The organism is Bradyrhizobium sp. WYCCWR15520, from assembly GCF_056174665.1.
The window spans coordinates 235707-256633 of sequence record NZ_JBWBWM010000002.1 but is presented as its reverse complement, the minus strand read 5'-3'; the positions used below and the strand labels follow the sequence as shown (position 1 = coordinate 256633).

The 20927-nt window shown below is 57.8% G+C and carries 17 protein-coding genes and 2 pseudogenes; 10 read left to right on the top strand and 9 right to left on the bottom strand.

The window, feature by feature from the left end; translation table 11 throughout:
* Positions 1 to 6 precede the first annotated feature (6 nt).
* From AC0QUY_RS03160 to AC0QUY_RS03145, 4 genes are read left to right on the top strand one after another with little or no spacing between them, the layout of a single operon-like run.
* Positions 7 to 1125: a PilN domain-containing protein gene (locus tag AC0QUY_RS03160; RefSeq protein ID WP_475385719.1), complete on the top strand. Its 1119-nt coding sequence runs from the start codon at positions 7 to 9 to the stop codon at positions 1123 to 1125.
* Positions 1126 to 1139: 14 nt separating this feature from the next.
* Entirely contained in the window at positions 1140 to 1730 is a 591-nt protein-coding gene (gspM, locus tag AC0QUY_RS03155; RefSeq protein WP_475385717.1) for a type II secretion system protein GspM, read from the top strand.
* A 38-nt stretch (positions 1731 to 1768) separates the two neighbouring features.
* Complete coding sequence (locus tag AC0QUY_RS03150; protein ID WP_475385715.1) at positions 1769 to 2338, top strand: hypothetical protein; 570 nt, start codon at positions 1769 to 1771, stop codon at positions 2336 to 2338.
* Entirely contained in the window at positions 2335 to 2955 is a 621-nt protein-coding gene (locus AC0QUY_RS03145; RefSeq protein WP_475385714.1) for a prepilin peptidase, read from the top strand. The genes AC0QUY_RS03150 and AC0QUY_RS03145 overlap by 4 nt, the downstream gene beginning before the upstream one ends.
* Before the next feature lie 92 nt (positions 2956 to 3047).
* Here AC0QUY_RS03145 and AC0QUY_RS03140 read toward each other — a convergent pair whose 3' ends face one another.
* Positions 3048 to 3710: a choice-of-anchor C family protein gene (locus AC0QUY_RS03140; RefSeq protein ID WP_475385713.1), complete on the bottom strand. Its 663-nt coding sequence runs from the start codon at positions 3708 to 3710 to the stop codon at positions 3048 to 3050.
* Positions 3711 to 3986: 276 nt separating this feature from the next.
* Positions 3987 to 4388, bottom strand: coding sequence for a VanZ family protein (locus tag AC0QUY_RS03135; RefSeq protein WP_475385712.1), 402 nt, complete (start codon positions 4386 to 4388; stop codon positions 3987 to 3989).
* A gap of 178 nt (positions 4389 to 4566) precedes the next feature.
* On the opposite strand from AC0QUY_RS03135, the pseudogene AC0QUY_RS03130 reads away from it, so the two are divergent.
* A pseudogene (locus AC0QUY_RS03130) lies at positions 4567 to 4824 on the top strand (PilZ domain-containing protein); the annotation flags it as partial.
* A gap of 61 nt (positions 4825 to 4885) precedes the next feature.
* On the top strand, positions 4886 to 5191 hold the full coding sequence (locus AC0QUY_RS03125; protein WP_475385711.1) for a hypothetical protein: 306 nt from the start codon (positions 4886 to 4888) through the stop codon (positions 5189 to 5191).
* Between the two features lie 657 nt (positions 5192 to 5848).
* Here AC0QUY_RS03125 and AC0QUY_RS03120 read toward each other — a convergent pair.
* From AC0QUY_RS03120 to AC0QUY_RS03105, 4 genes are all read right to left on the bottom strand, one after another.
* Positions 5849 to 7378: a hypothetical protein gene (locus tag AC0QUY_RS03120; RefSeq protein ID WP_475385710.1), complete on the bottom strand. Its 1530-nt coding sequence runs from the start codon at positions 7376 to 7378 to the stop codon at positions 5849 to 5851.
* 48 nt (positions 7379 to 7426) lie between these two features.
* Positions 7427 to 7648 carry a hypothetical protein gene (locus AC0QUY_RS03115; protein ID WP_475385709.1) on the bottom strand — a complete coding sequence of 74 codons (222 nt, stop codon included), beginning with the start codon at positions 7646 to 7648 and terminating at the stop codon, positions 7427 to 7429.
* Positions 7649 to 7946: 298 nt separating this feature from the next.
* On the bottom strand, positions 7947 to 8930 hold the full coding sequence (locus tag AC0QUY_RS03110) for a glycosyltransferase family 2 protein (RefSeq protein ID WP_475385708.1): 984 nt from the start codon (positions 8928 to 8930) through the stop codon (positions 7947 to 7949).
* 158 nt (positions 8931 to 9088) lie between these two features.
* Positions 9089 to 12202 (bottom strand): efflux RND transporter permease subunit, encoded by a 3114-nt coding sequence (locus AC0QUY_RS03105; RefSeq protein ID WP_475385707.1) that lies wholly within the window; start codon positions 12200 to 12202, stop codon positions 9089 to 9091.
* Between the two features lie 289 nt (positions 12203 to 12491).
* Here AC0QUY_RS03105 and gspG point away from each other — a divergent pair, with 289 nt between their 5' ends.
* Together gspG and AC0QUY_RS03095 are read left to right on the top strand one after the other, a co-directional pair.
* On the top strand, positions 12492 to 12980 hold the full coding sequence (gene gspG / locus AC0QUY_RS03100; RefSeq protein WP_475385706.1) for a type II secretion system major pseudopilin GspG: 489 nt from the start codon (positions 12492 to 12494) through the stop codon (positions 12978 to 12980).
* A 963-nt stretch (positions 12981 to 13943) separates the two neighbouring features.
* Positions 13944 to 14042 (top strand): annotated as a pseudogene (locus tag AC0QUY_RS03095) (PEPxxWA-CTERM sorting domain-containing protein); the annotation flags it as partial.
* 870 nt (positions 14043 to 14912) lie between these two features.
* Here AC0QUY_RS03095 and AC0QUY_RS03090 read toward each other — a convergent pair.
* Positions 14913 to 15608 carry a hypothetical protein gene (locus AC0QUY_RS03090; RefSeq protein ID WP_475385705.1) on the bottom strand — a complete coding sequence of 232 codons (696 nt, stop codon included), beginning with the start codon at positions 15606 to 15608 and terminating at the stop codon, positions 14913 to 14915.
* 237 nt (positions 15609 to 15845) lie between these two features.
* The gene (locus AC0QUY_RS03085; protein ID WP_475385704.1) at positions 15846 to 16913 is read right to left on the bottom strand and encodes an acyltransferase family protein; all 1068 of its coding nucleotides are present in this window, start codon (positions 16911 to 16913) and stop codon (positions 15846 to 15848) included.
* A 227-nt stretch (positions 16914 to 17140) separates the two neighbouring features.
* Between AC0QUY_RS03085 and AC0QUY_RS03080 the strand changes: the two genes are divergently transcribed.
* Positions 17141 to 18355 (top strand): glycosyltransferase, encoded by a 1215-nt coding sequence (locus AC0QUY_RS03080; protein WP_475385703.1) that lies wholly within the window; start codon positions 17141 to 17143, stop codon positions 18353 to 18355.
* A gap of 131 nt (positions 18356 to 18486) precedes the next feature.
* Here AC0QUY_RS03080 and AC0QUY_RS03075 read toward each other — a convergent pair whose 3' ends face one another.
* Positions 18487 to 19206 (bottom strand): class I SAM-dependent methyltransferase, encoded by a 720-nt coding sequence (locus tag AC0QUY_RS03075; RefSeq protein WP_475385702.1) that lies wholly within the window; start codon positions 19204 to 19206, stop codon positions 18487 to 18489.
* Between the two features lie 343 nt (positions 19207 to 19549).
* On the opposite strand from AC0QUY_RS03075, the gene AC0QUY_RS03070 reads away from it, so the two are divergent.
* The gene (locus tag AC0QUY_RS03070; RefSeq protein WP_475385701.1) at positions 19550 to 20851 is read left to right on the top strand and encodes an O-antigen ligase family protein; all 1302 of its coding nucleotides are present in this window, start codon (positions 19550 to 19552) and stop codon (positions 20849 to 20851) included.
* Positions 20852 to 20927: the final 76 nt, after the last annotated feature.

Sequence of the window (20927 nt, the reverse complement as noted above, 5' to 3'; positions counted from 1 at the left end):
ACGATCATGCCTGTCGCCGATCTGCCCGCAGCCCAAGCCGGTAGCCTCCACGTCCTCATGGCGTGGGGCAGGGGCTTTGCGCAGTGGTGGCTGTCCGGATTGCGCGATGCGGTCCCCGCGCGCTGGCGCGAATGGGCTGAGGGCGCCGCGAGACCGGTTATGATGCTTTGGCGGGATGGCGACAGTGTCACGTGCCGCCTGATCTCCGCCGCTGGCCCGGCGGAAATCCGGATTCCCTTATCCCGCTTCAGCGTCGCCACATTCGAACAGTGGCTCACCGAACAGGGAGTATCGCGGGAAGCTGTGACAGTCGCTCCGATGATTTCGCGCGAGCTTTTCTTTCTCCGCGAGTTGAGCGTGCCCAAGGCCGCTTTCGGTGCCCTGCCCAGGATCCTGGACCAGGACATTTTGCGGCGGACGCCGTTCCAGCTTCCGGACATCTGGCATGCGGCAACCGCCGTCGGCGAGGAATCGGACGGCGTCGTGCCGATGTGCCACTGGATCATCCGGCGCGATCGCGCCGAGGCCGCCCTGTCGGAGCTCGGCCTGGCCTCGCGCGACGTCGACTGTCTTGCGGTCACGGATGCCAACGGTGAGGCCGTGCCCGTGATCACGTTCCGCACTGTGAGCGACGAAGATCCGGCCTGGGCGTTGCGCGCGGTCCGGCTGCTGGCGGTCACAGCCCTCGTGGCCGTCCTGCTCGGCCTGGTCGTCTTCGAATGGCGTCAGGCCAGCGTTGCCGCCGCGCTGGAGGCGGCACTCATCGATGCCCGGCTATCAGCTCAAAGCGGCCGCGACGGCATGGATCCCGCGGCGCGCCTGTTCGCGATGAAGGCTGACACCGGTGTTCTCGCCGTGTGGGATGAGCTGTCGCGCATCCTGCCCGATCATACTTTTCTGACCGAAACCCGCATTGCCGACGGCACGGTGACGCTATCCGGGTTTTCGGCGGATGCCGCCGGTCTGGTTCGCGTCATCGACCAGTCGCCGCTGTTTTCTGGCGCGACGCTGACGTCTGCGATCACGACTGATGCGAACGAGCGCAAGGATCGCTTCAGCATTCTGTTCAAGCTGCGTGGCGCCCGCGCGGCGCGGCCGGCCGCAAGATCCCGGCCTGCGCCATGATTGGGAATCTGAAATTGGCGCGCGGAACGCCCTTCCTGGCATTCAACGCGGCCGCCATCCTTTTCACAGCCATCTTCATCTTCGCGCCCATCATGGGTCACTTTGCCGCCAGGGGCGAAGAGATTTCGGACCATGCGGCACAGCTTGCGCATTTCCAGAACGTGACGCGTGCGGCAAAGAAGTCGGCCGTCAGCGTCGGGCGAACAGGCGATCCTTTCCTTCCCGGCAATGAAGAGCGCGTTGCCAGTGCCGATCTGCAGGCCAGCCTGAAATCGATGGCCGCGAATGCCGGTGTCAATCTGCTCGCGATCCGCGGATTGCAGGGCGGCCGGTCTCAGCCCTTGCACCTGATTGCCGTCAGCGTCGAGCTCGAAGGGCCGTTGAAGGCCATTCGCGACATGATCTTCGCGATCGAGAATCAGACGCCGCTGTTGTTTGTCTCCTCCGCCTCGTTCCGCAGCCTGGCGGATGGGGAGGACGGTCCGATCAGGGCGGAGTTGAGGGTTCAGGGCGCTATCCGGGACGGCCCGCAACCACCCGGTGACCGGGCGGTGGACGGCCAACAAGCCGGCCGCCGATCGACCCTGGTGGAGCGGACGCCATGACGTCGTTGGCCCAGATGGTTCAGCTTCGGCTGGCGGGCATGACCGGCTCGCCGCGACAATTCGTAAGCTCCCGGCTCGCCGCCATGCTCGGACGGGCCGAACTGCCCGGCCGAAGCGAATTGGTGGCGCTGCGGCCCGCGACGCGTGTCCTCATCATCGGCCTTGCGGCCGTCATCGGGCTGGCCGCGGTGGCAACGTTCAGCGCGGTGATTTCGCTCGAGCTCTCGACGGTCACGGCCCCGACATGGCTTGGCAGCCGCGGCTCGGCCGCCAAGGTCGCCGGTGCGCGCGCCTCTGCAGGCTTTGAGAACATCCTGCAGCGACCACTGTTCTCGCGGAACCGGCAGATATTTGTCGCGGCGGAGCTGGCCCCCGCGCCGCCGCCGATGGCGGCGGCATTGGACTCCGGAATTTCCCTGAAAGGGGTGTTCATGAGCGACGGGGTGGCCAAGGCGTTCCTGATGACGTCGCAAAATCCGGTGGGCGTGTGGGTTCAAGTCAACGGCCAGATCGATGGCTGGCGCGTCGCCGCGGTTACGCCGGAGCAGATCGTGTTGGAGGGGCAGGGCGAAAAGCTGACCGTTCCTCTGCATGCGAGCGGGAGATGATACGCGCGCTCCGCAAAACCTGCGACCGTACCGGCCGCTTTTTCGGCGACACGCTGGCGTGGCAGCCGTCCGGGCGGCAATACGTCGTCGTGGCATGGGGCCTGATCGCCGGCGCGATCTGGCTCGCTATCAGCCTTGCAGGCGATCCTGGCTGGACATTCCCGGCCTTCGCAGGCTGCTACCTCGTCGTTCTCTTGGCCAGCGTATGCGCCATAGACGGCCGTTACGGCATCATTCCGGACAGCATGGTCCTGGCGCTGGCCGCAGGCGGAGCGCTACAGGCCTATCTGTGGGGCCCGGCAGACGTCTGGTCGCGCGGGGTGGAGGCTGCGCTGGTCTTTGCTGCCGCAGCCCTGTTCCGCGCCTGTTATCGCTGGCTGCGAGGCCATGACGGGCTGGGTTTTGGTGACGTGAAATTTGTCGCGGCGGGCACCTTTTGGATCGGCGCGGAAGGAATCCCGGGCTTGCTGTTGATCGCGGTTGCTTCCGCCCTGGTCAGTCTGCTGATCCTGAGAGCGCAAGGACATGAGCTGGATCGCAAGCAGGCGATCTCGTTCGGCCCGCACCTTGCCATCGGCCTCTGGTGGATCTGGGTTTTAGGGCAACAGGCAGTTTAAAGCCTGTCGGGTTCTCAGGAAAGTACCGTAGGCATAACGAACCAAAGAAGAAACCGCCCAAAGGCGGCTTCCCACTTTGCCTTCAAAGAAGATCAGGCGACTCGTATAGCAGGCCTGGACTTCCGCCGATGGGCGATGAAGCCAACGCCAGCGAAGCCGAGAATCATCATTGCCCAAGTCGAGGCTTCCGGAACAGCCGTCACCGCAACATTATCAAGCGCCGGCCCATAACAGCAATTCTGCCCGGACGTGCTGTTGAAGGACAATACGGTTGTCGTCGAAGTCGCCGTGAAGTCCATGAAATAGGAAGCCCAATTCATGTTGCCGTGGCTATTCGGCGGCACATTAAAATTGTAGTTGAAAAAGCCGCTGATCGCGTCAGCAGTAACCTTCAGCTGCCTAGAATCCGGATGACCGTCCAAGTGATCCGGATTCGCTGAAAGATCGAACGTCAACCGATAGGCTTGACCGATCACGGTGGTTATCGATTGCTGAACCCCACCCAGCGCGAGACCATTCATGTCTACGCTATGAGTACCGTCGCTCGCCTGCCAATAACCATTGATCCAGTCGACGCTACCAACCACGGTCCAGCCGGTGATCGAGCTCGACGAACCAGGAATCGTTGCGAAATTGCCCGAGGCAGGATTGTTGGTCCCGAATTCAAAGCTTCCGTTCGTCACAATGTCTGCGCGAGCGGCACCGGAACAAAAAACCGCTGCTATAACAGCAGCCGCAATAAATGTCTTTTTCATTCCCCAGCCTCATTAGTATGAGTTGGAATCAGTTCATTAATATTTAAATACTATTAATAACCTTGGCTGGAAGTTCTTGCGATGTCAAGTAAGTCTGCAGCACTCCAACTCAGATTATTGCGCAGAAACCTTGAGCGCTGGCCCAATAGACGGCAAATCGCGATCGGATACGCAGTTCAAGAACCAAAAGCCGCTTCGAGGGGCGGGGCGATCGTCACGTTGTCCAACAGGCCGTCTAAGCTGGATGTACTGGAAACTCGAATCGCGGAATTGATTTCAGGACGGACGTTCCTTTGCCGACCATAACCGCCGCGCAGTTCTCGCAAAGGCGATACCGGCGGTGCCGCCCGCCATTTTTTCCAGCGCATCGATCAATGTGCCGTGCCGGTCCGGTGTCACGGTCTGCAATATCTCCAGCAGGACCGCGGTGCCGAAAACCATGCAGCAAACCAGGATCAGGCGCCGAGGGTAGGCAAACCCGAACAGGGCGCCGAGGATGGCAAACGCGATCACGTGCTCGAAATGCGCGTAGGTCTGCATCGCCGGCCGCATCAGGAATGGCGAGAGCTCGAAATAGATCGCATAAACAAAACCGACATGCGTCAGCGTGGCATAAGCAATCGCGATGACCGCGATCCACGCCGCAACAATGGCAAGCTGGGCAATACGTCTGTTCATCGTGGCGTTTTGCACCGGTCCAATGCTTCTTTCGAGATAATTGGATCTTTAACCTTACCTCACCCGACCCGCGGGGCGGTAAATTTTCCGATAAGGGAAACCATCGACTGCGGGGCGATCGCTTAGGCGAAGTCCAATGGATTTTCGCTAAGATTGCCGAAACACAAAATCAACAAAGATGAGTGGGGTCGGGGTGTTTGTGGATCGGCGAAAAAGCGAACGTCGCGCCTGCCACGGGGCGGCAAAGATTCAGTTGGGGGTCGGCTCGCTGCCGCGCGATTGCACGATCACGGACATATCTGACGGCGGTGTGCGGATTATCGCTGAAAATCTCGATGTGCCGGACGAATTCACGCTGATCTTCTCAACCGGCCGCCCGCGACTGTGCCGGTTGGCCTGGCGCATCGGGTGCGAATTCGGCGCTCAGTTCATCGACCATCTGGCCACAGCTTCGTCACACCATTCCGCTCCGCGGGGTAGCGCAAGGACGCCGGAATATGCGTAAAGCAAGTTCAGCTCTGTTTGCGCTTTGCCTGGCGCTTGTGATCGTCCCTGAAGTGGCGGCAGCGGACGGTACATTTGTCGTCGTCCCGGGATTTCGCGGGATTGGTTATCCAGGCAGCTTTGGCTACGCGCGCCTCTACGGTCATCCATTTGATGACGGCTACGATTATCCGTTCGGCTATGGCGAATATGCCGAGTACGGTCCATGGGCTTATCGCGGCGAGGCTGCCTGCTATGTGCTGCGCCGCGTCTGGACTGGCAGGGGCTGGCGGCAACGAGCGGTCAGAGTCTGTGATTGAGCGCAGGCTTCGAGACGGCGCGACGTCCGTCCTCAGACCAGCCTAGAAATCAAACGCCCAGGCGAGGCTATGCAGAAGCAGCCACGACCAGCCGATCATGGCTGTGGCGATAGCAAACAGGTAGGCGCCCCTGGTAACGGTCGAACGCATGAGGTTACTTCGCGACGAACCGATTGACGGCGGCCGGCGCCTGCAGCGCGGCCTGGGTCTGGCATATGGCCCGACGCAACCTCAGCACTTCAGCGTAGCGGTCTCTCAGCGACTTCGTGGTCGGCAATGCCCGGACGTTCTTGGGTCTGCTCAAAGGCTGGCGCTTCACGTAATACCCCGCAAGGTGATGCAATCAATTCGGCCGAATTCGGTAACTCGAAAACAACCATAGTTTCTCGCAGGCCATTCGCAACGCAACTCGCGCGTTAAGCTTGATAGCCGCGGAAAAAGTTAAATCGGGAACTTTGCGCTGACGCTTGAGCGATGCTTCGCCCGATCTCGGCGCGCGCCATGGCTGCTAAAAAACCTCATCCTGGGGAGCCCGCGAGATGCGGGCGTCTCGAATGATGCAGGCCACGGACGGGGCCGCATGATTCGAGCCGCGCTTCGCGCTCCTCACCATGAGGGGTTTGTGATGCCAGTAAGGTTAGCCGGAGCGATCCCAGCTTATTTGGAGGACGCCCCAAGTGCTCCACCGACGTTCGTACGCCAGGGCCAAGTCGAAAGTATGCGCTCGGCGTCGGCTTCGAGAAGTTTCTGTTTCGTTACGACTTCCTCCTTCACCGCGCTGAGGTCTTCATCCTGATAGAAGAAATCGGAGCAGCGTGAATTGTAGTCGTTTGCAAGCGCGTTATAGGCGCGGATGTCTTCGGGGCCTCGAACCTGCTGCTTCACGACACGCAGCCGTTCTTCCTGGAAGCGGCAGTAACGAACATATTCTCGCGCGAAGCGCTGGCCCTTGCCGACGGGGGGAAGCAATTCCGGCTCTGCCTTCGTCTCGGGCGGATTGGATGCTGAGGCGACGGAGAATGCCGCTTCTCTATCGAAAGCCCAATACGCAACCAGAAACCCAAGCATGACCAGCAGCGCTGCGGCCGCGAGCGCGTCCTTTCTGACATGATGGAAGCCGGCGTTCTGTACCGGCACCGCAAGGCCCTGGTCCTGTACGATAGCGGTCGAACCGGCCTGCAGCATTTCGCGCAGTATTTCCCCGACTTCGGCGAGGCGTGCAGCCGCATCCGGAATTGACTCGAAAGCGGCGAGGGCGTGTTTCAGAACCTGCTGTGCCGTACGGTAATGCCGCTGGCTGCTGAGATCGCCGAGCAAGTCAAAGACGCGACCAGGAGTGATATTCGTTTTGCCGTCGCTGAACCCCTGGCGTGCGTCCAGCAATAGCAGGGGCTCGCATAGCGAAGTCCAGAGATGCAGCGCATCGGCCAGTTTCTCAACCGATGACGCATCGCCCGGTCGTTGCTCCAGCGCTTGACAGGCGCTGTCGACCTGCTGATCCGCCTTGGAGCGCATCTCCGCAATCGCTTGCCGATAGGCGTCCAATAGCAGCGAATGCGTTTGAATGAGCGTCGGTTCGCGGGTTGCGAGGATCCGGCGAGTAGCTTCCAGCAGCGGTCCTGCGGCTGCTTCGATTGGATCGTAGGCCTCAATAACGGCCACGCAATGTGCGTCCAGGAGATCGTACAGTCGATCCCTCACGCTCGCCAGGGAGGGCGGAGGCCAACCGGCCCGATTCCGGAGCGCCTGCAAGGTCTGATAGATTTCCATCACATCGATGGAATTGTGCGCGTCGATCAGGCCAAGGAGCAGTTCGCTGGAAGCGCCGTGCCGCGCCGCGTGACGCGCAATGAAGTTGGCCGTTGAGAGCGGCGCAAACTGAACCGATGTTTGCAGGACGTCGTCGGAAGCATCGGCGGGCCAATCGGTGTAGAAGAGGTCAACGCGATCGGGCGTGCTGCCGAGAGGATAGGAGAGCTCGCTCGCCAGACGTCTGACCGGATCCAGAACAACTGTAGATGCCTCCGCCAGACTTGTCTCCGGCGCGACGTGCATCTCGCGTGCCCGGCCGAGAGCGGACTGGATTTCCAATGCCGTTGCGCCAGGATCGATTCCGAGGAGGCGGAATGGCTGAGCTGACGGATCAAATCTGGAGGGCAAGATGGTGTTGGCCGAATTGATTGCCATATCCAGGATTCCCGACGTGCTCTCCGCTGGCGCAACCATGTGGAATGGTTACGGCGAGCCGCCGATGGAGACGGTTGATGTATCAGCCACGTCGAAGTCGTTTCTGAGCCGCACGCCGATCTCTTGCACCCGGGAACGCCCGACCTCGCGATCGATACGGGGGCCGGCTTCCGGCCGAATCGTCAGCATGGCATTCCAGGGGTTTGACCCATAGACCGTAACGACAAATCCGCGAGCAAAGCAACCATCGATGGTGCGCAGCGACTTCATGATGAGGCCTGCGATTTCATCCGCATTACGAATCTGTTTGCCGACTGCGCCGGTGGCCGGGGCGGGCTGGGTGTCCGGATCAGCTTGCTTGCTGGGTGGAAGCGGAGGCGGCAGGCTCTGGCTGCCGATTTTGGCTGCGGCCGGCGGTCCGTCGGAAGCGTCTGGCGGCGGCTGTTCGGAACGAGCTTCGTTCGCGATACTCTTCGGTATGGCCGCGACCTTTGGGCAAATTCTATCAGGCTTCGACCAATCTGCTCTTCGGCGGGACATAACGAAATCCCGGGATCAGGTTTGAAAATCACGAGGTCAAGGCCGGATTCTTAACGTCGATCACCTTGAAGCCTTTGAAAAACACGCTGTGCCGGATTGAATCGGAAAGGTGCTGCGGAGGCGTGGTATCTTCCTTTCCCGCGAGAATGACCCGCAGCCGCCAGAGTGACAGGCCCGCAATTCTGCAGATGTCGACCATGGCCGCGTAGAATGCGCCGTAATTCTTCAGGAAGTGGCGCCTGCGCGCTTCCAGGAGATAGGGGGGCAAACGCTTCGGTTTGCTGTTCACGCCGGTCGACTGACCGACGAGGTGCACCACACGGCTTGCCGGAACATACCAACTCGGCCAGCCCCTCTTCTTGGCATTGAAGCAATAGTCGATGTCGTCGAAATAGGTGAAATAGCCTTCGTCGAGCAATCCCGTCGCTTCCATCGTCTCGCGCCGGATGATCATGCTGGCGCCGGAAACCCAATCTGTCTCGAAAGCATGATCGACCACGGGAGGGGCCACCACCCACCGGCTCAGGAGCTTGCTGACCAACCCAAGCTTCAGGCTGCCTTCGAACTCGCCCAGCGGTGTTTGAAAACGGAACGCCGACCGTTGTGGCGTGCCGTCGGGCTCTTCGAGCCGGCTGCCGGCGATTCCGACTTTCGGATTATCGTCCATGAAGTCGACAAGCGCCTTGAAGGCGTTCGGCCGGACGATCGTATCGGAATTGAGTAGCAGGAAATATTGCGGCTTGTCGGCAGATTCCAGCGCCGGCCGTAGGATCGCATTGTTACCGCCAGTAAAGCCGAGATTTACGTCGAGCGCCTTGAGCGTGCACCAGGATGACCAGCCATTGTCCTCGATCGTCCGCCGCAGGAGTTCGGCGGAACCATCTCCCGATCCGTTCTCGCAGATCGCGACATGGATGTCGGGGACGCTGGCGATTTCCTTTGCGACCGAATGCAGGCAATCAATCGCAAGCTGGGTGACGCGATAGTTAACAATGACAACGAGCAATTTCACGGGATGAGCCCAGTTGGTGCAAGCAATCGGCGATCATTAATCTTGCAGGCGGGAAAAGAAAAGACGTCTTTCGGCCTATTATTTTAATGCATTGGGATAAACGTTAAGGGCGGCCATCGTACCTCCGGCATACTGCCTGTTTGCATCGGGTTGTAGGCCTATCGCAATGCCGACGGAGACGACGTTGACATCGGCGAAAGCGCGCCGCGGGATCGCAGTTTTTGGCGCAGCCGGTCGATCAGCAGGTAGATCACCGGCGTCGTGTACAGCGTCAGTATCTGGGAGACGAACAAGCCGCCGATGATGGTGATGCCGAGCGGCCGGCGCAGCTCGGTGCCGGGGCCGGTGGCGATAACCAGCGGAATGCCGGCAAACAGCGCCGCCATCGTGGTCATCAGAATCGGGCGGAAGCGGGCGCGGCAGGCCTCGAAGATCGCGTCCGCCGATGACAGGCCGCGGCTGCGCTCGGCATCGAGCGCGAAATCGACCATCATGATACCGTTCTTCTTGACGATGCCGATCAGCAGGATGATGCCGACGAAGGCGATCACGGTGAGCGGCGTGTTGGTCACCTGCAGTGCCAGCAGCGCCCCTAAACCGGCAGACGGCAAGGTCGAGATGATCGTGATCGGATGGGCCAAGCTCTCATAGAGCACGCCGAGCACGATATACATCGCCACCAGCGCGCCGAGGATCAATAGCGGCTGCCGTCCGCTGGTCTTGTTGAAATCGCCGGCGTTGCCGTCAAAACTGCCGCGAATGCCCTCCGGCATATGCAGTTCATCGACCGCACGCTGAATGTTCGAGATCGCGGTCTCGAGCTGGACGTTTGAGACAATATTGAAGGACACCGTTGTCGACGGGATCGACTGAGTATGATTGATCGCCAGCGATGCTAGGCCACGGTCATAGCGAACGACCGCAGACAGCGGCACCTGCGCGTCGTTGGCGCCTGCTACGAAGATGCGATCGAGATTGGCGGGGTCGCTCTGAAATTTCGGATCGATCTCCATCACGATCATGTATTGGTTGCGCTGGGTATAGATGATCGAAATCTGCCGTTGCGCGAACGCGTTGTTCAGGGCGTCATCAATGTCCTTGACGCGAACTCCAAGTGTGGCCGCGGCATTGCGATCGATCCTCACCATAAGCTGGAGCCCGGCAGCATCGCGGTCGGTGGAAATGTCGGCAATGCCCTCGACGGTTTCCATGCGCTTGGCCACGATCGGCGCCCATTTCTTCAGCAGATCGACGTCGACGCTCGAGACCGTGTACTGGTAGTCGGAGGAGCTGCTTTGACGCCCGCCGGCCCGAATATCCTGAGCGGGGAACATGTAGAGCCGTACACCCGGCATCGTTTCCAGCTTCTCGCGCAAGCGCTCGATTACAAGCTGCGTGGTCAGCCCGGGTCGCTCCTGCGGCGGCTTGAGGCTGATGAAGAATAGCCCCCGGTTTGCGGTCATGCTGCCGAGGATCGAGCCGACCCCCGCCACGGCGTCGTCCGATTCAAGGGCATCCTCGAGCTGTTGCTGAAATCTGGTCATCGACTGGAACGAGGTGTCGGATGAAGCCTGCGACGCACCGACGATGAGGCCGCTGTCGTCGAGCGGAAAGTAACCCTTCGGGATCTTGATATAGAGCACCACTGTCAGCGCGATCGTGGCAAAGAATACGAGCAAGGTCAGGAACGGGAAACCCAGCACAGCCCGAAGGGTCCAGGCGTAAAAGGTGACGATGCGCGACAGCGTGCCCTCGACCAGACGGTCGAACCAGGTCGCGCGATCCGACGTGGCTTCCTTGATGTAGTGCGCGCAGATCATCGGCGTGATCGTGAGCGAGACCAGGGTCGAGACCAGAACAGCAAAGGTCAGCGTCAACGAGAACTCGCGGAGCAGGCGGCCGGCGATCCCATCCATGAAGATCAGTGGCGTAAAGGCCGCGATCAGGGACAGGCTGATCGCGAGCACGGTAAAGCCGATCTGCCTAGCGCCCTCCAATGCAGCCGGATAGGGCGTCAGACCGTGTTCGAGGTTGCGATACATGTTCTCGATCATGACGATGGCATCGTCGACCACGAAGCCGACGGAAATCGCCAGCGCCATCAGCGACAAATTGTCGATCGAGAAGCCGGCGAGCCACATCCCGGCGCAGGTGCCGGCCAGCGCCAGCGGCACCGAGACGCCGGCCGCAATGGTCGGCGTCAGCCGCCGCAGGAAGGCGAACACCACCATCATCACCAGGAAGACGGCTGCCAGCAGCGTGAACTGCATGTCGAGCACGCTGGCACGGATGGTGCCAGTGCGGTCGACCAGCGTCGATATCTCGAGGCCGGCGGGCAGCCATCGCTTCAGCTCGGGCAGCAAGGCCTTTACGCGATCGACGGTCTCGATCACGTTGGCGTCGCCCTGCTTGGTGATCTGGATCAGCACCGCGGGCTGCTTGTTAAACCAGGCGCTCGAGCGGTGGTTGCGGACGGAATCCTCGACCTCGGCGACGTCAGCAAGGCGGACGAAATTGCCGGCCGAGCTCCTGATGATGATGTCGCGGAATTCGGCCGCGGTGCGCATCTGCTGGTTGGTCGAAATCGTCTCGCTCTGGCGGCCGCCGTCGAAGATGCCGACAGGCCCGAGCGGATTGGCGTTGATGATGGCGAGCCGCACGTCGTCGGTCGCGATATCGGCATTCGACAGCGCCACCGGGTTGAGCGCGATCCGCACCGCTGGCTGATCGGCGCCGGAGACGGTGACCTCGCCGACGCCGGGCACCTGCGAGATGCGCTGAGCGATCACGGTGTCGGCGACATCGTACATCGCGCTCGCCGGTAGCGTTTTCGATGTCAGCGCCAGCACGAACATCGGCGTCGCCGACGGGTTCGCTTTCTTGAAGCGCGGCAGCGACGGCAGGTCGCTCGGCAAATCCGCCAGCGACGCGTTGATCGCGGCCTGCACGTCGCGCGCTGCGCGGTCGATGTTGCGGCCGATCGCAAATTGCAACTGGATGCTGGTAGAGCCGAGCGAACTCGTCGAGGTGATCTGCTCGATGCCCGCGATCTGGCCGAGCCGGCGCTCCAGCGGCGCGGCGACGGTCGCCGCCATTACCGCGGGATCGGCGCCGGGGCGGGTGGCGAACACCCGGATCATCGGAAAATCGACGTTGGGAACCGCCGAGACCGGCAGGAAGGAATAGGCGACCATGCCGGCCAGCAAGAGCCCGACCGCCAGCAGCGTGGTGCCGACCGGCCGGCGGATGAACGGCTCGGAAATCGAGGCCATGCCAAATCCCATCCATTGCGCGCCCTCGCGCGGACGCCGAATGCTCTGCTTCTGCTGGCCGGCGTGTCGAATTAAATGATTGTTCCGGCCGGCGTCAGTTTAATTTGGTATTTACCAGACAGTGGCCGTCCCTCAACAAGCCTTTCAACAATTATACCTAGCTTTCCTGATATACGTTACTTGACGTTGACTGTCTTCGAAGCCGGTTCCATTCGTAAACCCTTTGGACACCGGCGGACAACAGTATCGCTCGCGGAAATTCACGAAGATGAATTCAGGGGCGATTAGGATGTTGGGCAAGACACTGGACAGGGCGCGAAATCGTGCCGGGAAGCAGCTTCTAGTCGGGGCGTTGCGCTCCCGCGCCCGCAAAAATGCGGGCTATACGTTGCTCGAACTGCTGGTCGTGATGGGCATCCTGGCGGTTCTGACAGCGATCGCAACGCCGCAGCTGATGGGATATTTCGGCCAGGCCAAAACCCAGTCGGTGCAACTCCAGATCGAGAATATCGGCACCGCGCTCGAGCTCTATTATATGGAAAACGGCGCCTATCCGAGCGCCAGCGCCGGCCTGAAAGCCCTGGTCGAGGCGCCGCCCGAGGCCCCGCGCTGGAACGGCCCGTATTTGAAGAAGGCGAAGAATCTGCTCGACCCCTGGGGCCGGGCCTATCAATATGCCGTCTCCGACGGCCAGTACGAGGTTTATTCGCTGGGGCCCACCGGCAAGGCGACCTCGGCGTCTGTAGTCCAGTCATCATACCGCAATTCAGGAAGCTAGCCGGAGCGGTGAGGCGAGCAATATTTTCCCGCGCCGAGAGTCGTTAGATGCGCCAGCGTTTAGTTTGTGCCAAACGCTTGCAGCGATCCAATGCAAGAAGGGCGGATATCGTTCTGTCCGCGTGGTCGCACCCATCACTTGGTGGATCAAGTGAGTGCGGGCCCTTTGGCGCGACGATGCGAGCATGCAAAGTCATGCGAGCTGCCGTGCGCCACCACACTCCGAATTTTCGCTCTCAGGTAGGCTGCAATCGCGCTGCGCGACGCCTGACAAGGAAAGGCGGAACAGCGGTCGCAACGTTGCGGATCCAATTCTTTACCCGTCAAACGTCACGCTGCGAGATGTTGGATATCGCCTCGAAACATTGGTCGTGAAGGATTTAAGCGAGGCGAGCGATCTGGCGGAAAACCAGGTAACGAAATCGTCGCCTGCTTGGGCGCTTGACACACGGCGTCAGCTAGCTGGTTTGGTTAACTACGCGAATCATGTACATTAAACCCATTCGCTGGGGGCTATGTCGTGAAATTCAAATCAAAGGTATCCGATTTTATGACGCTGATAGCGATATTTATCGCTTTATCGTCTGGGGCCGCGCATGCGGCACTTTTCAACTTCAGTTATAGTTTTCCGACATCCGATATACTGAACTTCCCAAGCGGAATAACCTCCGCTTCGGGTCAAATCACGGCGACCGATAAAGGCGGCGGCGTGTTCCTTGCCACTGCCATAACGGGATTTTGGAATGGGGAAACCATCACCGGGCTCATAGCCGTTGGAGGCTACCAAGGTATCAACGACAATTTGATTTTTCCTTCCTCGTATCCCGTTCTTAATTATAATGGAATTGCGTTTTCGGTATCTGGTCCGACCAATGCAGTAAACGTCTATTATTATCCTACCCTCGGCTACACGGAAGATTTTCCGAGCGTTGGCGTTTCCCCAATTTTCAATTTGACCGTTGCCGTCCCTGAGCCCTCTACTTGGGCGATGATGATCCTAGGCTTCGCGGGGATTGGCTACATAGCATACCGGCGTCGTAAGGCCGTGGCCACCGCTGCCTGACCATGTCGAAATTGCAATCACAGAGACCGCCGCGCTGGCGGTCTTTTTTTGCGCTAAGACCAGAACAGGATTAATCACGTCTAGATTGAACTTTCATCAGCAGCAGTTGGTTTGGGGTTTTGTACGCCAAGCGGACGCTGAGTCCTTTCCTTGCCAAAGTCGGTAGATCGATCTCGAACGTCCCTTCTGTCCTTGGAAGGCGAACGGCTGGTGGTGGCCGAAACGTTGCCGCTCGTTGGCGAGGTCGCGCAGCCGGCCGCACGCTAAGCCGCGCCTGGAGGCGGTAACGGAGCTTCCGATCCGCGTCGACGATCGAGCAGGCCTGTCGTTCCGTGAGTCCACTATTTTTGAAAAGGAGTTCGCGAAGGGCGCGCACGGAGCATCTGCTCGGCCAGTAGCCGCTTCAGCTTCACATTCTGCTCTGAAGCCCCCGTAGCCGCTCTGCCTCACCCAAGCCGCCGAATCTGGCCTTCCAGATCATCGACCGTTGCCCCGGAGATCCGTGCGCGGGGCCAAGGACACCACTGGGGCATGCTTTCCAACCCACCTGCGTAAAGATTGACATCGACCACTGGGCCGCCAAAGCGAAGCACCCGTGGACAAACGGTCGGGTTGAACGAATGAACCGACCATCAAGGATGCAACCGTCTGAAAGCTACGACCAGCTCCATCAGCGTCTGGCCGACTTTGCCTCAGCTTACAACTTCGGTTGAATGCTCAAGACGAACGCAATCCCTTACGTGTTCTTTCTAAGCTTGAGCTTCCCCGGCCGCAATGTTTCTCCACCAAATCCCGAGACTTAAACTTGGCCAAAACAAAAAGAAGCCGCCCGGATGAGCGGCTTCTTTAGCAACGGCTGTTCTTCCGAAGTTAAGAGAGGCGGAACTTTACAGTATTGGTCGCGTTCCGGCGCCGATACCCCAGAAAGCCAATACCTAAGAAACCAAGGATCATCATAGCCCAGGTCGAAGCCTCTGGCACAGCCTGGATAGAAATATCGTCGATCACAAAATCCGCATCAGGCGAACCTTGGAAGCTGGGGTTAAAATTCAGAGCAAATATGTAGGGACCAGCAGCTCCCGCAGTGAACATGGCAGAATAAAACGTCCAGTTTGTCGGCAAAGCTTTCGAGCTAAAAACCGGCGACAACTCGTCAGTGTTCGACGTTGAGGACTGAAGAGTGGCGTCGAACGGGTTCTTCTTGCCGTTGTCGGTCGAATATACCTCGAAGCTCACCAGGTATTGCTTGCCCGGGTCCAAAATGACTGACTGAGAAATGAACTCGGCCTTAGAGTCGCCAACGAAGTATGCACCGGAATTATTTGAGGGCGTCGGATTCGGAACGATCTCGCCGAAGGCGCCAGTCGGATAGTTACTACTTTGATTATACGCGATAACCACCTGAGGGTGGTCGTCTCCGACGGGGCTTGACAAGTTCCAGCCCGCAAAACTGCCGGATTCAAATCCCCCGTTGGTAATAAGCTCTACAGCAGCCTTGCTCGGACCACATGCGAGCAGCAAGCCGGTCACCGCCGTGAATGCAAAATTAAATACCTTAACTTTCATTAAACCCTCCATAAACCGACTTTTAATTATTTAACTAAACAAAAAAGCAATGTCAACCGCAGTGCACCCTTTTTGAATGGTCTCAACCAATATTTAACTACAGGGCAACTTACCGCGAGGCTATTGGAAGGGCAAGCCAAAGGTTCGTATTCAGCGCGAACTCAGGCCGCGATCAACGTATATTGGGATGCGCGCCTGTAGATGCGTTGCAAAAAATTAGACAATTAAATCAGAAGCTTAGAGTTTTAGGATTAATCCCGCTAGCAGCCCGACGGCCACAAGGGAAAAGCCGAGGATGCAAGCCCAATTCCCAGTAGGCTCGGTGAAAAAGGTCGACCTGTTCCTGGCAATCGGCAGGTCAACGAAGCGGTAGTGGCACCAGCTCATTAGTAGAGCTGCTCCGAGGCCCGACGACCAAGCCAGAGGCGCGCTCGTGTGTTTCAGAAGGAAGTGCGCAATAAAAAGTCCAACCCAATGGTTCAGATAAAATGAAAAGGACATACCGCCCAACACTTTTCCAATTTCGTTTTGCTTCCCCTCAAGAGCCATGAGACTAACAATGCAAACGGCGATCAGCGGGAATATCGTGGGGTAGGTGACAAAACCGGCGGCCATTAGTGTGACTGCAGAGGCTGCAACAAAAGATATCATCGCAAGTCGCTTCGGCGTGCCGTACCATACACCGAACCGTTCGCGGCTTATCGCAAACAAAACGCCAAACGCGATGGCAGCGAAATCGTGTGCAATGAAGCAATTCAAGGTCACTACCGCGATGAGCAGGGCGACCGAAAGCCACTGGGGCATAAACAAGAGCACAAAAGGAATAAGCAAATAAAACTGCTCTTCGACGCATATGGACCAAAAATGGTTTCCTGTTCCATTTAGTGGCATCTGCGTCATTGAGGCCGCCAATTGTGGCGGTCCGAACCAGTTGTAAACGAACGTGATCTTGTAGAAGAAAAACTCCCATAATTTGGGATCGAAAAGATTCTGCTTGAGCATGGTCACTGCGAGCAACAGCAGAATCGCGATCAAGTAAGGTATCCAGATTCGGGTCGAGCGGTTGAAATAGAAGCGCGCCAGATCACCTCGGCTGGATTTGAGAAGAATTCCGCCGATGAGAAATCCGCTCAGGGCGAAAAAAATCTGCACGCAGGCATTGCCAATATTGTCGGCAAAATGGGCATGCGAAACGAAAACACCTATCGCAAGGACGATTCGGAGATAATCAAAAGCGGGGAAGTAAATGGGGGCAACCCGGGAGTGGGATTGGCCATGGCTGAGCGCTGCATGTTGAAAATTCATTGACTAATGCTATGGGAAACTGCTCGGCTCGCCTAGGGTCTTTTACCTAACGGGGATTTCCCTCGGCATGGTTAGTGGATTCGTCCATATGCAACGATATGGGGAAGCGTGGCGTGATTGTCCGGAAGCCTATGCGCCTTGCTCGACGATTTACAATCGCTTGACCAAATGTCGCTTGAAGAGATGATTTTCAGCATGTTTTTTTCCAGCAAGATGCCAGGATTGCGATGAGGCTGGGATATCTCGTTCCCGAGTTTCCGAGTCAAACGCATATTTTCTTTTGGCGGGAAATCCAAGCGCTGCGGGCGGCTGGCGAAGATGTAATCCTTCTGTCCACGAAAAAGCCTCCCGCATCGGTCACGCGTCATGAATTCGCCTCGATGGCGATCGCGCAGACGCACTACTTATTTCCGCCTTCGACCACCGCTCAGGTGGCTTGGGCGATGGGCGGACTGTCCGGATTATCGGCAGGGATAGACTATATTCAACAAATCCAGGACCGGGGTTGGCGTAGCCGCCTCAAACATTTTGGATTGCTGGCCTCGGCAATTGACTTGGTCCGTTGGGCTAAGGACAACACAATCGACCATATTCATGGGCATTCCTGCGCAAATTCAGCGCATCTATTGGCGATATCGCGTCGTATGGGAGGGCCCCCGTACAGTCTTACCCTTCATGGTGACCTGGATGTCTATGGGACGGACCATCAACTGAAAATGGCCGAGGCTAAGGTTGTTTTCGTCGTCGGGGCTCATTTGCGCGATCAGTTGTTGCGAATCGGGGTGCCTGAAGACAAGATTGTTGCAACGTTCATGGGCATTGACTCAGCTCGGCTGGCAACTCTGGGAACAGAGCGAAGGAGTCACGTGCCCGGCGAACTTCGACTGGCAACCGTCGCTCGTTTGGATCCAGCAAAAGGGCATTTTCACGCACTAGCTGCAATCGCGCGCGCCCGTGAGGCTGGTCTGAACGTCAGCTATACGATCGCAGGTGGAGGCTTTTATAGAAGTGCGATTGTGTCGAAGGTCGAAGAGCTGGGGTTGTCTGACTGTGTGGAACTGACCGGCACGCTTTCGGAGACTGAGGTCTGCTCCTTGTTGTCAAAAGCGGACGCCTTTGTCTTGTCCAGTTTTGGAGCCGGCGAGGCGTGGCCTGTTTCCGTGATGGAAGCAATGGGAGCTGGCCTGCCCGTGATATCGAGCGATATCGGTGCCACATCCGAGATGATCGTATCGGGCGTGGATGGGATTCTGGTTCCGCAAAAGGATGAAACCGCGATATTTAATAATATCTGCTCGCTTGCGAACAACATTGAGGCGCGAGTGCAGATGGGGCATGCAGCTAGGAGAACCGCAAGTCAGCGATTCGACGTCAATACAACGGCGCGTGTTTTAAGAGATGCCGTCGCAGAAGGTGGCCTTGGTTCAGAAGGTCGGTCGTAAGAAATAGAGCCGGTTTTGGTTAGATTGCTTTCGAGCTAATTCAATTCCGCTCGCAAGTCCATGCAGCGAGGCATCGCCCCTGCTTCGATCGACAACGCTGGCGAATCCCTGGTGGAGATAACGCGATTTGCTCAAGGTGCTCGTTCATTCGGCGGAAGTTTTGCTACAATGGCGAAATGTGATTGCGAAAATAAGATGTTTCCGGCGGAAGAGGCTGGGCGTGTTGGGTACATAAATATCTGCTCTGCCTGCCGAGCAATTTCACCGTAATTGTCGAACAGCGAATATGGATACCACCAGCCGTCTTCTTCCGAGTATCCGCGCCGGTCAAATCCTTGGCGAACATAAGTCGCTGCGCTTAGCAGTCCGCATAATCTGAGCCCCATCCTCAAGCGACGCGTCAGGTCGCCGCCGAAAGCATAGTTGTTGTGGTCGCTTATCAGGATCGCCTTGCGGGCAACGCGAAACATTTCAGCGATAACTTTCGCGGGGTTGTCGACGTGGTGCATGATGCCGGTTGCAGTTACCAAGTCCATCGACTTGTCATCAAAAGGAATATTTTCGCCGGAACCTTGAAGTAGGTTCGCACCAGAAATCTTTTGAGCGGCGATCGAGAGCATACTGTCCGAAGGCTCGAGTCCGTTGAGTTGAATCTTTGGGTTAGTTTGTGCGACCCACGCCAATCCTCTTCCTGTACCGCAACCGACGTCTAGCACCGATTCTACATTGTTGCCGACTAGTGGCCATCCGATCTCAAAGGCTCTGGTGTGTTCCGGTTCGCTATCACCATGCGTCGCATCGTAGGTCGATGCGGTTGCGTTATAGTAATCAGTCGTATGTTTCAGTGTCATTCTTTGAAATCTGAACGGTTTGATTTGGTGCTTCGATAGCATGCAAATGGGCGTGCTTTTTTCCTTCTACCGACGGTACCCCACGTCAAATCCCTCGCCTAGTCCCAATTCGACTCCCAAACACGCTCGAAGATGGTTTGTGAGTCCGTACCCGCAACAAGAGAGGACTACGATCTGGACACGCTAAAGCGCAGTGGTTACAGGATATTAGAGTTGAACTCGTGGGCACGGCATCCTTATGGAATCTAACTGGATTGCATACTCAGCCCTATTGATTTGGCCGCTAGTTTCGATCGCGCTGTATTTGTCGCTCACGCTCTGTCGGGCGACCGTAGGAACAATATTGGGCGCCTATTTGCTGCTGCCCGTCGGCACTACCATAAAATTCGAAATGCTTCCGCCGATCGACAAGAATACGGTCCCAGCGTTTTGTGCGCTCGTCGGCTGCTTGATATTTAGCAGGAGAACCAAGCCACAGACAAGCGCCGGTACGACCGGCTTCGGATTCGTCGTCGGATTGCTAACGCTTACATATGTTCTGGGTGCACTTGTTTCGTCGCTCTTGAACAGCGATCCAATTTTAGTTGGGGAGCGTTTTCTCCCGGGAACGGGAATTTATGACGGTATATCAGCAGTCGAAGCCGCAATTATTTCAGTCATTCCCTTCTATCTGGGGCGCAAGTATTTTTGGAGCTCATCGGATAGCGTTGAAATACTCAGGCTCCTTGTGATCGCCGGGTTGATCCATTCACTGCTCATGCTGTTCGAAATTCGATTCAGTCCGCAGCTTCACCGCTGGGTATACGGTTTCTTTCCCACAGACTTCCAACAACAGATCCGGGGCGAGAGTTTCCGTCCAATGGTGTTTACCGGCCATGGCCTTATCGCCACTTTGTTCCTCATGACGGCGGCGGCCGCATCGGCCGCCATGGCGAAGGCCCAATACCGGGTTTGGCGCTTTCCTGCATCGGGCGCGAACATTTACCTGGGTGCGGTGCTCGTCCTCTGCAGGAGCGCTGGAGCGATCGTCTATGGCGTAATATCGGTCGCGTTGATTTGGCTGGCCAGTCCCCGCATGCAGATTCGTGTGGCGGTTGTCCTTGTGACGTTTTCGCTTGGTTATCCGATATTGCGCTCGTTAAACCTCGTTCCAACCAATTTTATCGTAGATATTGCGCGGTCTGCAGGCGATGAGCGTGGCAGATCCCTTGCTTACCGATTCCAGAACGAAGATTTGTTGTTGGATCGCGCTTCGCAACGCCCCTTTTTTGGTTGGGGCAGATATGGGCGAAATCGGGTCTATGATCCTGAGACGGGAAAGGATCTCGCCGTGTCGGATGGAAAATGGATCCAGACATTCGGCCAGTTTGGATTTCTTGGGTTCCTCTCGGAATTCGGACTTCTGAGTTTGGCGGTCTATCGTTCCATGTCGGCGATCAAGTTTTGCCGAGATAGACGGGAAAGGATCCTTCTTGCCGCGCTGTCATTGATCGTCAGTCTTAGTATAGTTGACCTCCTGCCAAATTCGACACTGCGCCCTTGGACGTGGTTTGTTTGCGGTGCGCTATTGGGACGGAGTGAAAATTGCGTGGCTGCCAGGCGAACAATTAGCCGCCGTCCGCTGGTTTCCAGCAACGTTGCCTGAACCATGCTGAGCACGACAGCGGTGTCGGCGACTGCAGGCTCTCGTCCGGTCAAGTTGCTAATCGACCAGGTTGACA

Coding starts and splice junctions, on each gene's coding strand:
- AC0QUY_RS03160 (WP_475385719.1), top strand. CDS start 7: ATGCCTGTCGCCGATCTGCCCGCAGCCCAAGCCGGTAGCCTCCACGTC.
- AC0QUY_RS03150 (WP_475385715.1), top strand. CDS start 1,769: ATGACCGGCTCGCCGCGACAATTCGTAAGCTCCCGGCTCGCCGCCATG.
- AC0QUY_RS03145 (WP_475385714.1), top strand. CDS start 2,335: ATGATACGCGCGCTCCGCAAAACCTGCGACCGTACCGGCCGCTTTTTC.
- AC0QUY_RS03140 (WP_475385713.1), bottom strand. CDS start 3,710: ATGAAAAAGACATTTATTGCGGCTGCTGTTATAGCAGCGGTTTTTTGT.
- AC0QUY_RS03135 (WP_475385712.1), bottom strand. CDS start 4,388: ATGAACAGACGTATTGCCCAGCTTGCCATTGTTGCGGCGTGGATCGCG.
- AC0QUY_RS03125 (WP_475385711.1), top strand. CDS start 4,886: ATGCGTAAAGCAAGTTCAGCTCTGTTTGCGCTTTGCCTGGCGCTTGTG.
- AC0QUY_RS03120 (WP_475385710.1), bottom strand. CDS start 7,378: ATGGCAATCAATTCGGCCAACACCATCTTGCCCTCCAGATTTGATCCG.
- AC0QUY_RS03115 (WP_475385709.1), bottom strand. CDS start 7,648: ATGAAGTCGCTGCGCACCATCGATGGTTGCTTTGCTCGCGGATTTGTC.
- AC0QUY_RS03105 (WP_475385707.1), bottom strand. CDS start 12,202: ATGGCCTCGATTTCCGAGCCGTTCATCCGCCGGCCGGTCGGCACCACG.
- gspG (WP_475385706.1), top strand. CDS start 12,492: ATGTTGGGCAAGACACTGGACAGGGCGCGAAATCGTGCCGGGAAGCAG.
- AC0QUY_RS03090 (WP_475385705.1), bottom strand. CDS start 15,608: ATGAAAGTTAAGGTATTTAATTTTGCATTCACGGCGGTGACCGGCTTG.
- AC0QUY_RS03085 (WP_475385704.1), bottom strand. CDS start 16,913: ATGAATTTTCAACATGCAGCGCTCAGCCATGGCCAATCCCACTCCCGG.
- AC0QUY_RS03080 (WP_475385703.1), top strand. CDS start 17,141: ATGAGGCTGGGATATCTCGTTCCCGAGTTTCCGAGTCAAACGCATATT.
- AC0QUY_RS03075 (WP_475385702.1), bottom strand. CDS start 19,206: ATGACACTGAAACATACGACTGATTACTATAACGCAACCGCATCGACC.